The sequence below is a fragment of the Pseudomonas sp. p106 genome (assembly GCF_003936645.1).
GTDB lineage: Bacteria > Pseudomonadota > Gammaproteobacteria > Pseudomonadales > Pseudomonadaceae > Aquipseudomonas > Aquipseudomonas putida_E.
Genome location: NZ_RHQR01000002.1, coordinates 19255 through 31799 on the forward strand (window position 1 = coordinate 19255; position 12545 = coordinate 31799).

Sequence of the window (12545 nt, forward strand, 5' to 3'; positions counted from 1 at the left end):
GCCGGCTTGCCGGCGATGAGGCCGGGCAGCCTGGATCATTCTTTCTTCTGCAACCGCACCGCCAGTACATCGCACGGCGCGCCATGCAACACGTCATTGGCCGTTGAGCCCAGCAGCAACGCCAGGCCATGGCGGCCATGGCTGCCAACCACGATCAGGTCGCAGTTCTGCTCCTTGGCCAGCTGATGAATTTCTTGGCGCGGTTGGCCATAGGTCAGGTGAGAATCACCGCGGTTGATCTCGGGGTATTTGTTGAACAGGCGTTCCATGCGCTCCTTGGCCTGGTCGAACTGTTGCTGTTGCAGTTGCGACAGGTCCATTGGCACGTCACCGCCAAAGGCCATGGCCATGGGTTCGACGATATGCACCAGCGAGACCTTGGCGCCTGTGGGCTCGGCGAGCTTCATGGCTCGCTTGATCACCGGGTCGCACTCTTCGGTGAGGTCGACGGCGACCAGAAGATGTTCGTAAGGCATGAGCTGTACTCCTGACAATCGCGATAGTAGAAGTATGGTCGCTTCGGGCGGGTCTTGCGTGAAACCGAGTAACCCGCTCATTTGCAACGCTTTATGGGATCTACAGATATGACGGTATTGCTGGTGGTGTCAATCCTTGCGCTGATTCTCAGCCCGTTTGCCTGGCTGCGCCAGTCGCGCAAGCAAGGCGAGCAGATGAGCCTGCGCCTGGAGGCGCGGCGCATGGGGCTGGCCATGCAACTGGCACCGCAGCAGTGGCCGCACTGGCTGGAAAAAGAGCCGCCCAGCCCCTGCCCGCAGTACCACCGGGCGCGCCGGCGTGGGCGTGAAGACAGCTGGTGCTACTGGCAGGTCAGCCCTGGTGTGTGGTGGAACCAATGGCGTGAAGTGTGTGAGGAACCGCGTCTGAATGATGTTTTCTCACGGCTGCCGGGGACTGTTTACAAGGTCGAAGCCGACAAGCGCATGCTCGCGCTGTACTGGAGCGAGCGGGGTGACAAATCTGTGTTGCAGGATATTGCCTACGCCTTCGAAACCCTCGCCTGACATCGTTTCAACGACAAAGCGGCAACTTGGCAGGACCCCATCAGGGGCAGATGCCAAGTTGCCGCTTTGTCGTTTCTGCAGAGCAGAAAAGGCCAGGCAGGCCGGGAAATTCTTGAAGCCAGTCGCAGTGTAGCCAACCTGCAGCGGTGTGCATCGAAAAATGCTGCGGTGTACTTCTTGTGGTCAATCGCTGACATGAATGATCAGCAATCACTGTCATCATGATTTATACCCAGACGCTAGAAAATGACCGGAAAGTCGCGTTTCCACCATGCCTGTGAGCATTTGACAACGCCGACCTTTTCGGAGAATGTGTGCATACCCAAATCAAACGGGCGTATGAATTGAGCGTTTGTATGTCACAGCGCTCATCCAGAATCCCGACTAGCGCGCTGACGGGTGTGCCTGGGCAAGAGCAGCGAAGCGCTGCTTTTCCACCAGCGATCGGCGTGTACAGTTCAGCTTCCATATCGTGGAGATCAGTTGATGATTTACGAAGGTAAAGCCATCACGGTTAAGGCTCTTGAAAGCGGCATCGTCGAACTGAAGTTCGACCTCAAGGGTGAGTCCGTCAACAAGTTCAATCGCCTGACCCTGGACGAGCTGCGCCAGGCCGTCGATGCCATAAAGGCCGACGCCTCGGTGAAGGGCGTGATCGTCAGCAGTGGCAAGGACGTGTTCATCGTCGGCGCCGACATCACCGAGTTCGTCGACAACTTCAAGCTGCCCGAGGCCGAACTGGTTGCCGGCAATCTGGAAGCCAACCGCATCTTCAACGCGTTCGAAGATCTCGACGTGCCGACCGTTGCCGCGATCAACGGCATCGCCCTGGGCGGCGGCCTGGAAATGTGCCTGGCGGCCGACTATCGGGTCATGTCCACCTCTGCCAAGATCGGCCTGCCGGAAGTCAAGCTGGGTATCTACCCAGGCTTCGGCGGTACCGTGCGCCTGCCGCGTCTGATCGGCTCGGACAACGCCATCGAGTGGATTGCCGCCGGCAAGGAAAACCGCGCTGAAGACGCCCTGAAAGTCGGTGCGGTCGACGCCGTCGTCGCCCCTGAACTGCTGCAGGCCGGTGCCCTCGACCTGGTCAAGCGCGCCATCAGCGGTGAGCTGGACTATAAGGCCAAGCGCCAGCCCAAGCTGGAAAAGCTCAAGCTCAATGCCATCGAGCAGATGATGGCCTTCGAGACTGCCAAGGGCTTCGTCGCTGGCCAGGCTGGCCCGAACTATCCGGCGCCGGTCGAAGCCATCAAGTCGATCCAGAAGGCCGCCAACTTCGGTCGCGACAAGGCGCTGGAAGTCGAGGCAGCAGGCTTTGCCAAGCTGGCCAAGACTTCGGTTGCCCAAAGCCTGATCGGCCTGTTCCTGAATGATCAGGAGCTCAAGCGCAAAGCCAAGGCCCATGACGAAATCGCTCACGATGTGAAGCAGGCTGCCGTGCTCGGCGCCGGCATCATGGGTGGCGGCATCGCTTACCAGTCGGCGGTCAAGGGCACCCCGATCCTGATGAAGGACATCCGCGAGGAAGCCATCCAGCTGGGCCTGAACGAGGCGTCCAAGCTGCTCGGCAACCGCGTCGAAAAAGGCCGCCTGACTCCGGCGAAGATGGCCGAGGCACTCAATGCCATTCGCCCGACACTGTCCTACGGTGATTTCGCCAACGTCGACATCGTCGTCGAGGCCGTGGTCGAGAACCCGAAGGTCAAGCAGGCAGTGCTGGCTGAAGTGGAAGGCCAGGTGAAAGAGGATGCGATCCTTGCGTCCAACACCTCGACCATCTCCATCAACCTGCTGGCCAAGGCGCTCAAGCGCCCCGAGAACTTCGTCGGCATGCACTTCTTCAACCCGGTGCACATGATGCCGCTGGTCGAAGTCATCCGTGGCGAGAAGTCCAGTGAAGTGGCGGTCGCCACCACCGTGGCCTACGCCAAGAAGATGGGCAAGAACCCGATCGTGGTCAACGATTGCCCGGGCTTCTTGGTCAACCGCGTGCTGTTCCCGTACTTCGGCGGCTTCGCCAAGCTGGTCAGCGCTGGTGTCGACTTCGTGCGCATCGACAAGGTCATGGAGAAGTTCGGCTGGCCGATGGGCCCGGCCTACCTGATGGACGTGGTCGGCATCGACACCGGCCACCACGGCCGCGATGTGATGGCCGAAGGCTTCCCGGACCGCATGAAGGACGAGCGCCGCTCGGCCGTCGACGCCCTGTATGAGGCCAATCGCCTGGGCCAGAAGAACGGCAAGGGTTTCTATGCCTACGAAACCGACAAGCGTGGCAAGCCGAAGAAGGTCTTCGACGCCACCGTGCTCGATGTGCTCAAGCCGATCGTCTTCGAGCAGCGTGAAGTCACCGACGAAGACATCATCAACTGGATGATGGTCCCGCTGTGCCTGGAGACCGTGCGCTGCCTGGAAGACGGCATCGTCGAAACCGCTGCCGAAGCGGACATGGGCCTGGTATACGGCATTGGTTTCCCTCCGTTCCGTGGTGGTGCGCTGCGTTACATCGATTCGATCGGTGTGGCCGAATTCGTTGCCCTGGCTGATCAGTACGCCGATCTGGGGCCGCTGTACCACCCGACCGCGAAGCTGCGCGAAATGGCCAAGAACGGCCAGCGCTTCTTCAGCTGAGCAGCCAACGCCTTTGAGAGAGTAGAGCGAGATTATTGATATGAGCCTCAATCCAAGAGACGTGGTGATTGTCGACTTCGGTCGCACCCCGATGGGCCGCTCCAAGGGTGGCATGCACCGCAACACCCGTGCTGAAGACATGTCTGCGCACCTGATCAGCAAGCTGCTGGAGCGCAACGGCAAGGTCGACCCCAAAGAAGTCGAGGACGTGATCTGGGGCTGCGTCAACCAGACCCTGGAGCAGGGCTGGAACATCGCCCGCATGGCGTCGCTGATGACCCAGATCCCGCACACCTCGGCCGCCCAGACCGTCAGCCGCCTGTGCGGCTCGTCGATGAGCGCGCTGCACACCGCCGCCCAGGCGATCATGACCGGCAACGGCGACGTGTTCGTGGTCGGTGGTGTCGAGCACATGGGGCACGTCAGCATGATGCATGGCGTGGACCCCAACCCGCACCTGTCCTTGCACGCTGCCAAGGCTTCCGGGATGATGGGCCTGACTGCCGAGATGCTCGGCAAGATGCACGGCATCACCCGTGAGCAACAGGACCTGTTCGGCCTGCGTTCGCACCAGCTCGCACACAAGGCGACGGTCGAAGGCAAGTTCAAGGACGAGATCATCCCGATGCAGGGCTATGACGAGAACGGTTTCCTGAAGGTCTTCGACTTCGACGAGACCATTCGCCCGGAAACCACCCTTGAAGGCCTGGCATCGCTCAAGCCTGCGTTCAACCCCAAAGGTGGTACGGTCACAGCCGGTACTTCGTCGCAGATTACCGATGGCGCTTCGTGCATGATCGTCATGTCTGGCCAGCGTGCGATGGACCTCGGTATCCAGCCGTTGGCGGTGATCCGCTCCATGGCAGTGGCTGGTGTGGACCCGGCAATCATGGGCTACGGCCCTGTACCGTCGACCCAGAAAGCCCTGAAGCGTGCCGGGCTGACCATGGCCGATATCGACTTCATCGAGCTCAATGAAGCCTTTGCTGCACAGGCCCTGCCAGTGCTCAAAGATTTGAAAGTGCTCGACAAGATGGATGAGAAGGTTAACCTGCACGGCGGCGCCATTGCCTTGGGCCACCCGTTCGGTTGCTCCGGGGCACGCATTTCCGGCACCCTGCTCAACGTCATGAAGCAAAATGGCGGTACGTTGGGCGTGGCCACCATGTGCGTCGGCCTCGGTCAGGGCATCACCACTGTCTTCGAACGCGTCTGATCGCGTAGCGGGACAGCAGCCGGGGCCTTGTGCCCCGGCTTTTGTTTTTTTACAGAATTTGTTTCAAGAGGGAAGGCGACATGCAGATACAACCAGGCGTATACCGGCATTACAAAGGGCCTGAGTACCGTGTCTTCAGTGTCGCACGGCACTCCGAAAGCGAAGAGTGGATGGTTTTCTACCAATGCCTGTATGGTGACCACAGCTTCTGGGTACGACCACTTTCGATGTTCCAGGAGTCGGTCGAGGTTGACGGCGAGCAGGTGCCACGCTTTGCTTTGGTCAAGGCCGAAGAAGGGTTGCCTGAACGGCTTGGCAAGGCGCACGAGTGAACGACCGCGCTTGACCTCACTCTATTGCCACTATATATAGCGGTGCCGCGTCCGGCACCTGACGCGTTTTTCATCTTCAGATTCAGGAATACTCCGATCCATGGGCAAATCGCTGGTCATTGTGGAATCCCCGGCCAAGGCCAAGACCATCAACAAGTACCTGGGCAACCAGTACGTGGTGAAGTCGAGTATCGGCCACATCCGTGACCTCCCCACCAGCGGTTCGGCCAGCGCCAGCAAAGAGCCGGCCGCCAAGCGTGGCAAGGCTGCGGGTGAGGCGCCGGCCCTGTCGCCGAAAGAGAAGGCCCGTCGCCAGCTGGTGGCGCGCATGGGCGTCGACCCCGAGCACGGCTGGAAGGCCAAGTACGAGATCCTGCCTGGCAAGGAAAAGGTGATCGAAGAGTTGCGCCGGCTGGCCAAGGATGCTGACACCATCTATCTCGCGACCGACTTGGACCGCGAAGGGGAAGCCATCGCCTGGCACCTGCGCGAGGCCATCGGTGGCGACGACACCCGCTACAAGCGTGTGGTGTTCAACGAAATCACCAAAAAAGCCATCCAGGATGCGTTCTCGAAGCCCGGCGAGCTGGATATCGATCGTGTCAATGCCCAGCAGGCGCGCCGTTTCCTTGACCGCGTGGTGGGCTACATGGTCTCGCCACTGCTGTGGGCCAAGATCGCCCGTGGCCTGTCGGCCGGGCGTGTTCAGTCGGTGGCCGTGAAGCTGGTGGTCGAGCGTGAGCGCGAGATCCGTGCCTTCATCCCCGAAGAGTACTGGGAGGTGCACGCCGACCTTGGCACTGCCAAGGACGCCAAGGTGCGTTTCGAGGTGACCCGCGAGAAAGGCGAGGCCTTCAAGCCGCTGAACGAAGCGCAGGCCATGGCTGCACTGAGCAAGCTCAAGGCGTCCAGCTACAGCGTGCTCAAGCGTGAAGACCGCCCGACCAGCAGCAAGCCGTCGGCACCGTTCATCACCTCCACCCTGCAACAGGCTGCAAGCAACCGCCTGGGCTTCGGCGTGAAGAAGACCATGATGATGGCTCAGCGGCTATACGAAGCGGGCTACATCACCTACATGCGTACCGACTCGACCAACCTGTCGGTCGACGCGCTGGACATGGCGCGCAGCTACATCGAGCGTGAGTTCGGCAAGCAGTACCTGCCCGAAGCACCGCTGGTGTACGGCAGCAAAGAAGGCGCTCAGGAGGCCCACGAAGCGATTCGTCCTTCCGACGTCAACACGCACCCAACCAAGCTCAGCGGCATGGAGCGTGACGCCGAGCGCCTGTACGAGCTGATCTGGCGCCAGTTCCTCGCCTGCCAGATGCCGCCTGCGCAGTACCTGTCCACCAGTGTGACCGTGGCTGCCGGTGATTTCGAGCTGCGTGCCAAAGGTCGCATCCTCAAGTTCGACGGTTATACCCGTGTGCTGCCTCAGCAGAGCAAGCCGGGCGAAGATGACGTGTTGCCCGAGATGGTCCAGGGTGAAGCGCTCAAGCTGATCCAGATCGACCCCAGTCAGCACTTCACCAAGCCACCTGCGCGCTTTACCGAAGCCAGCCTGGTCAAGGAAATGGAAAAGCGCGGTATTGGCCGCCCGTCGACCTACGCAGCCATCATTTCCACCATCCAGGATCGCGGTTACGTAACACTGCACAATCGCCGCTTCTACTCCGAGAAGATGGGCGACATCGTTACCGAGCGCTTGTCGGAAAGCTTCGCCAACCTGATGGACTACGGTTTCACCGCCGTCATGGAGGAGAGCCTGGATGACGTGGCGCAGGGCGAGCGTGACTGGAAGAACGTTCTGGACGAGTTCTACGGCGACTTCAGCAAGAAACTGCTGACGGCAGAATCAGCCGAAGGCGGCATGCGTGCCAACCAGCCGACCATGACCAACATTCCGTGCAAGGAATGTGGGCGGCCGATGATGATCCGGACGGCCTCCACTGGCGTGTTCCTGGGTTGCTCGGGTTACAGCCTGCCGCCCAAAGAGCGCTGCAAGGCCACGGTCAACCTGGTGCCGGGCGATGAAATCGCTGCGGACGACGAAGGTGAATCGGAGTCGCGCGTGCTGTTGGGCAAGCACCGCTGCCCGATCTGCGCAACGGCCATGGATGCCTACCTGCTCGACGAGAAGCACAAGCTGCATATCTGCGGTAACAACCCTGATTGCGTCGGCTACGAGATCGAAGAGGGCAGTTACCGCATCAAGGGTTACGAAGGGCCGAGCCTGGAGTGTGACAAGTGCGGCAGCGAGATGCAGCTCAAGACCGGCCGGTTCGGCAAGTTCTTCGGTTGCACCAACCCTGCGTGCAAGAACACCCGCAAGCTGCTCAAGAGTGGCGAGGCGGCACCACCGAAGATGGACAAGGTGGACATGCCAGAGCTCAAGTGCGAGAAGGTCGACGACACCTACGTGCTGCGTGACGGTGCTTCTGGGTTGTTCCTGGCAGCCAGCCAGTTCCCCAAGAATCGCGAGACCCGTGCGCCGCTGGTGCTGGAGATCGTGCCGCACAAGCATGAGATCGACCCCAAGTACCACTTCCTGTGCGATGCGCCGCAGAAAGACCCCGAGGGTCGCCCGGCAGTGATCCGCTACAGCCGCAAGACCAAAGAGCAATACGTGCAGTCCGAGGTCGATGGCAAGCCTACCGGGTGGAAGGCGTTCTACGACGGTAATGCCTGGAAGGTTGAAGACAAGCGCTGATCGTTTCAGTGATGTAATTGGGGCCGCTTAGCGGCCCCAATTCATTGGTGACAAGTACACGCCGATCCCTGAAACTGCAGGTATTCGCCTTGCAGCCTTAGGGAGGTCACTCAAGATGGCCCAGGAACTCTACACCCGCACCAACCAGAAGCTCTTCTTCGCCGGCCTTGCCCTTGAGTCCATGGCCAAGGCTGTCGACAGCCAGGCCATGAATGCACAAGGCCTGGCGCAGGCCGAGCGCGAATCTGCGCTGTTCCACCTGTATGGCGCGCTACTGGGCTTGTGTCACGAGATTGGCGGCTTCTACCGCCTGCCGGCCGCGCCCAGTGTCGAGCAATTGCTCGCCGATGACGCCCTGAATGACATCGCCATTCCCGAGGTGGCTGAGTTGCTGGAACTGGCCAGGCAGCGGGAAACCTGGCTGGCACAATTGCTCACCGCTTATGCCGATTTGTTCCGACCACCGGTCGCGAAAAAAACCGCGAAAACCGATGTCACTCAGCCACTCATCCAGGCCGTCAACCTCGACGAACCCGAGCAGGCTGCGCTGTCGCGTGAAGAGCTGGAAAGCTGGCGCAACAACCTCAAAGGCCTGGTGAGACGATTCCGTGACGCGTTGAGTGAGTGCTGATATTCGCCTTGGCTGGTACAATACTGGCCTTTCGCGGAGAACAGCCCTTTATGTCTACGTCTTTTCTGGAAATTGTCGAGTTGCCTGATGGCCGAATCGAACTGCGTCGTGCCGAGGACGAAGGCTCCCTGGTAACCCTGGATTTCTCGGAAGACGCCAAGGTATTCCTGCAGGGGCAACACGTTGAGGTTGCAAAGGCCATGCTGAGCGTGGGCGTGCAGATGGCGGGGCGCCTCATGGATGGCGAACTCGAGCGCGACGAAGGGCCGCGCGTACTTCACTGACACCCAGGTTGTTTCGGGTTACAGGCAAAGCCTGAACATCAGCCGAGGCGGATGTTCAGGCTTTGTGCGTTTCCGGCACTGGCTGCACGCAACAGTTGCTGTCGCGCGGTGGCATTTACGCTGCCAAGCCAGCTGACAACCGTGTGGCTACGGCCAAGGCGCAGGGCGTCACAGGCCAGTTGCAGTGCGCTCTGATTGCCGCGCGGCTGCAGCAGCAGAATGCGCTCGCGGTTGAGGCCGGCATCGCGCAACCAGGCCTGGGTCAGGCTGCCCGGCGGTGCGATAAGCGTCAGCCAGCGGGCCTCTTGCTCTTCGCTCAGTTCGCGTAGCACCGGTGCCAGCAAGGTCTGGCAATGTTCGGGTGCGCCACGCAGGGACAGTTCACTGAACAGGTCCGGTTCGCTGTTCTTGCGCGCCTGCTCGCTGGCCTTCAGGCCTGGCAGTACAGGTTGGGCGAGGAAGGCTTCGAACAAAGGAAGCTGTACCTGCTGTTGTGCTTGGACGAACTGTTGCATGACGCCTCCTGGTTCAGCGGCGAATTACGCCGACACTCAAACCTTCGATCACCATTTCCTGCTCTTTCAGGTCGACTTCGATGGGGGCGAAATCGGGGTTTTCGGCGATCAGCCAGACCTTGCTGCCTTCGCGTTTGAAACGTTTGACGGTCACTTCGTCGCCGATACGGGCGACGACGATCTGCCCGTTACGGGCCTCGCGGCAGGTGTGCACGGCCAGCAGGTCGCCGTCGAAGATGCCGACGTCCTTCATGCTCATGCCGTGTACGCGCAGCAGGTAGTCGGCGCGGGGGTGGAAGAAGGATGGATTGATGTTGCAAGATTGTTCGATGTGCTGCTCGGCAAGGATCGGTGCACCGGCCGCTACCCGGCCGATGATCGGCAGGCCGTTTTCTTCGGCCTTGGCTTCAAAGCCGGGGATGCGGATGCCGCGGGATGCGCCTGGGGTCATCTCGATCGCGCCTTTGCGCGCGAGGGCCTTGAGGTGCTCCTCGGCGGCGTTGGGCGACTTGAAGCCCAGCTCCTGAGCGATCTCTGCGCGCGTCGGCGGGAAGCCGTTGTCTTCAAGGCAACGTTTGATGAAGGCCAGGATTTCGGCTTGGCGGGGCGTCAGTTTCAACATGGCGGGCGCTCTGTCTTTTTATACAGTGACTGGGATTATATACAGTACTGGATGAGCTGCAAGCTCCACGCGACAAGAAAAAGCGGCGCGCCACCCCTCTTGCGGCTTGCAGCTTGCAGCTCGGGGCTTTCTAATGGCGACCGCACAGTCACCGAGCCTTGACATCCGCAGGCCTGAAACGTATGTTTCAAACACCTGTTTGTCTGTCTGGCGGAGTAGTCATGGCCCAATCGGAAACCGTTGAACGCATTCTCGATGCTGCCGAGCAATTGTTCGCGGAAAGGGGGTTCGCGGAAACCTCGTTGCGGCTGATTACCAGCAAGGCCGGGGTTAACCTGGCGGCGGTCAATTACCATTTCGGTTCCAAGAAGGCGCTGATCCAGGCGGTCTTTTCCCGTTTCCTCGGGCCGTTCTGCGCCAGCCTCGAACGTGAGCTGGAGCGGCGCCAGGCCAAGCCGGAACAAAAGCCCAGCCTCGAAGAACTGCTGGAAATGCTCGTGGAGCAGGCACTGGTGGTGCAGCCACGCAGCAACAACGACCTGTCGATCTTCATGCGCCTGCTGGGCCTGGCCTTCAGCCAGAGCCAGGGGCACCTGCGGCGGTATCTGGAAGACATGTATGGCAAGGTGTTCCGCCGCTACATGTTGCTGGTCAATGAAGCCGCGCCACGCATCCCTCCCCTCGAACTGTTCTGGCGCGTGCACTTCATGCTCGGTGCCGCGGCGTTCAGCATGTCCGGCATCAAGGCATTGCGCGCCATTGCCGAAACCGACTTTGGTATCAACACCTCCATAGAGCAGGTTATGCGCCTGATGGTGCCGTTTCTGGCCGCTGGCATGCGCGCCGACAGCGGTGTCACCGACGAGGCGATGGCCACCGCACAGTTGCGCCCGCGCAGTAAAACCGCCAGCACCACCGCCAAGGCCTGAAGGCTGGGCGGGGCAGGGCGCTTGGGCTAAGCTAGCGCCCATGCCCGACCTCGATCTCCTGCACATTTCCCTCGCTGACCAGCGCCTCTATGGCTTTGCCAATGGGCAGTTGTGCGTGCGCCTGGCGGTGTCGACCGCACGCAATGGCGCCGGTGAGCGCAATGGCTCCGGCTGCACGCCACGCGGCCTGCACCAGGTGCGAGCGAGGATCGGGGCGGGCTTGCCGCTCAATGCCGTGCTGCGTGGCCGGCGCTGGACCGGTGAGGTCTGGTCGCCGGCGTTGCACGCACAGCATCCCGGGCGTGACTGGGTGCTTACCCGCATCCTCTGGCTCAGCGGTTGCGAGGCCGGGGTCAACCGTCTGGGCGCCGTGGACACGTTCCGCCGCTATATCTATCTGCATGGCACGCCCGACACGGAACCCTTGGGCATGCCGCTGTCCCATGGCTGCATTCGCCTGCGCAACACCGATCTGCTTGGCCTGTTCGAGCGCGTACCGGCGCATTGCCCGGTGCGTATCGAGGAGGCCGCATGCCCCCAGTGGGCTTCTTTAAGTCTGTAATGAAGGATTGCCTATGACCGTCAGCCTGCAAGGCTCCCTGATGGTGGATATCGCCGGTAAATGGCTGACCGCCGAAGACCGCCAGCTCCTGCGCCAGCCGGAAGTGGCTGGCCTGATCATCTTTGCCCGCAACATCGACAGCCCGCGCCAGGTGCGTGAACTGTGCGCGTCCATTCGCGCCATTCGTCCCGATCTGATTCTGGCCGTCGACCAGGAAGGTGGGCGTGTGCAGCGTTTGCGTCAGGGCTTCGTGCGCCTGCCAGCCATGCGCGCGATCGCCGATAACGCCAATGCCGAGTACCTCGCCGAGCAGTGCGGTTGGTTGATGGCCACTGAGGTGCTGGCGGTTGGCCTGGACCTGAGCTTCGCCCCTGTGCTCGACCTGGATCACCAGCGTAGCGCTGTGGTCGGCAGCCGCGCGTTCGAAGGCGACCCGCAACGTGCCACGCAGCTGGCCGGCGCCTTCATCCGCGGGATGAATGCAGCGGGCATGGCCGCCTGTGGCAAGCATTTCCCGGGGCATGGCTGGGCGGAGGCGGACTCCCACGTGGCCATTCCGACGGACGAGCGCAGCCTCGAGCAACTGCGCCAGGCAGATCTGGTGCCGTTCTCCCGCCTCAGCGGGCAGCTGGCGGCAGTGATGCCGGCGCATGTCATCTATCCGCAGGTAGACAACCAGCCGGCCGGGTTCTCGCGTCGTTGGTTGCAGGACATCCTGCGCGGCGAACTGGGCTTTGACGGGGTGATCTTCAGTGACGACCTGTCGATGGCCGGTGCGCATGTGGTCGGCGATGCGGCCAATCGGATCGAGGCGGCGCTGAGTGCGGGTTGTGACATGGGCCTGGTGTGCAATGACCGGGCGGCAGCAGAGCTGGCTTTGAGCGCGGCGCAGCGGCTGAAGGTAAAGCCATCGCCGCGGATTGCACGCATGCGCGGGCAGGGTTTTGCGCGGACCGATTATCGCCAGCAGCCTCGTTGGCTGGAGGCGCTAGGGGCGTTGCGCGAGGCGCAATTGGTCGATTGACTGTGCCGGCCCCCACAGGTATCTCGCTGCTGTCCAAGGCAGTGAAAGTCCTGTGGGGGCTTGC

13 protein-coding genes are annotated in these 12545 nt (G+C 61.3%); 10 read left to right on the forward strand and 3 right to left on the reverse strand.

All coding sequences use genetic code 11. The annotated features are described in order from the left end of the window. Nucleotides 1-35: 35 nt before the first annotated feature. Nucleotides 36-476 (reverse strand): universal stress protein, encoded by a 441-nt coding sequence (locus EGJ09_RS02695; protein WP_012313557.1) that lies wholly within the window; start codon nucleotides 474-476, stop codon nucleotides 36-38. Between the two features lie 108 nt (nucleotides 477-584). On the opposite strand from EGJ09_RS02695, the gene EGJ09_RS02700 reads away from it, so the two are divergent. The 7 genes from EGJ09_RS02700 to EGJ09_RS02730 all read left to right on the forward strand — a co-directional run bounded on the left by EGJ09_RS02700 (nucleotide 585) and on the right by EGJ09_RS02730 (nucleotide 8829). After that, nucleotides 585-1022 (forward strand): hypothetical protein, encoded by a 438-nt coding sequence (locus tag EGJ09_RS02700; RefSeq protein WP_039601787.1) that lies wholly within the window; start codon nucleotides 585-587, stop codon nucleotides 1020-1022. A gap of 486 nt (nucleotides 1023-1508) precedes the next feature. Then, entirely contained in the window at nucleotides 1509-3656 is a 2148-nt protein-coding gene (fadB, locus tag EGJ09_RS02705; protein ID WP_125923171.1) for a fatty acid oxidation complex subunit alpha FadB, read from the forward strand. A gap of 40 nt (nucleotides 3657-3696) precedes the next feature. Further along, nucleotides 3697-4872, forward strand: coding sequence for an acetyl-CoA C-acyltransferase FadA (fadA, locus tag EGJ09_RS02710; protein WP_003248768.1), 1176 nt, complete (start codon nucleotides 3697-3699; stop codon nucleotides 4870-4872). Nucleotides 4873-4952: 80 nt separating this feature from the next. Then, nucleotides 4953-5204 (forward strand): DUF1653 domain-containing protein, encoded by a 252-nt coding sequence (locus EGJ09_RS02715; RefSeq protein WP_115275412.1) that lies wholly within the window; start codon nucleotides 4953-4955, stop codon nucleotides 5202-5204. Between the two features lie 100 nt (nucleotides 5205-5304). Beyond that, nucleotides 5305-7914: a type I DNA topoisomerase gene (gene topA, locus EGJ09_RS02720; RefSeq protein WP_046786461.1), complete on the forward strand. Its 2610-nt coding sequence runs from the start codon at nucleotides 5305-5307 to the stop codon at nucleotides 7912-7914. A 115-nt stretch (nucleotides 7915-8029) separates the two neighbouring features. Next, entirely contained in the window at nucleotides 8030-8545 is a 516-nt protein-coding gene (locus EGJ09_RS02725; RefSeq protein WP_115275411.1) for a DUF6586 family protein, read from the forward strand. Between the two features lie 50 nt (nucleotides 8546-8595). Continuing rightward, on the forward strand, nucleotides 8596-8829 hold the full coding sequence (locus EGJ09_RS02730; RefSeq protein ID WP_003248777.1) for a hypothetical protein: 234 nt from the start codon (nucleotides 8596-8598) through the stop codon (nucleotides 8827-8829). A gap of 38 nt (nucleotides 8830-8867) precedes the next feature. On the opposite strand, the gene sulA is transcribed toward EGJ09_RS02730, so the two are convergent. Continuing rightward, nucleotides 8868-9344 (reverse strand): SOS-induced cell division inhibitor SulA, encoded by a 477-nt coding sequence (sulA, locus tag EGJ09_RS02735; protein WP_012313563.1) that lies wholly within the window; start codon nucleotides 9342-9344, stop codon nucleotides 8868-8870. A gap of 13 nt (nucleotides 9345-9357) precedes the next feature. Next, nucleotides 9358-9966, reverse strand: a complete 609-nt coding sequence (gene lexA, locus EGJ09_RS02740) for a transcriptional repressor LexA (protein WP_012313564.1) — start codon at nucleotides 9964-9966, stop codon at nucleotides 9358-9360. A gap of 221 nt (nucleotides 9967-10187) precedes the next feature. Here lexA and EGJ09_RS02745 point away from each other — a divergent pair, with 221 nt between their 5' ends. Genes EGJ09_RS02745 through nagZ form a run of 3 tightly spaced genes read left to right on the forward strand, consistent with a single transcriptional unit; the run spans nucleotide 10188 to nucleotide 12481 of the window. Further along, nucleotides 10188-10895 (forward strand): TetR/AcrR family transcriptional regulator, encoded by a 708-nt coding sequence (locus tag EGJ09_RS02745; protein WP_046786458.1) that lies wholly within the window; start codon nucleotides 10188-10190, stop codon nucleotides 10893-10895. Between the two features lie 40 nt (nucleotides 10896-10935). Continuing rightward, nucleotides 10936-11457, forward strand: coding sequence for a L,D-transpeptidase (locus tag EGJ09_RS02750; RefSeq protein ID WP_125923172.1), 522 nt, complete (start codon nucleotides 10936-10938; stop codon nucleotides 11455-11457). Between the two features lie 25 nt (nucleotides 11458-11482). Next, nucleotides 11483-12481: a beta-N-acetylhexosaminidase gene (nagZ, locus tag EGJ09_RS02755; protein ID WP_172655271.1), complete on the forward strand. Its 999-nt coding sequence runs from the start codon at nucleotides 11483-11485 to the stop codon at nucleotides 12479-12481. The last annotated feature ends 64 nt before the right edge of the window (nucleotides 12482-12545 follow it).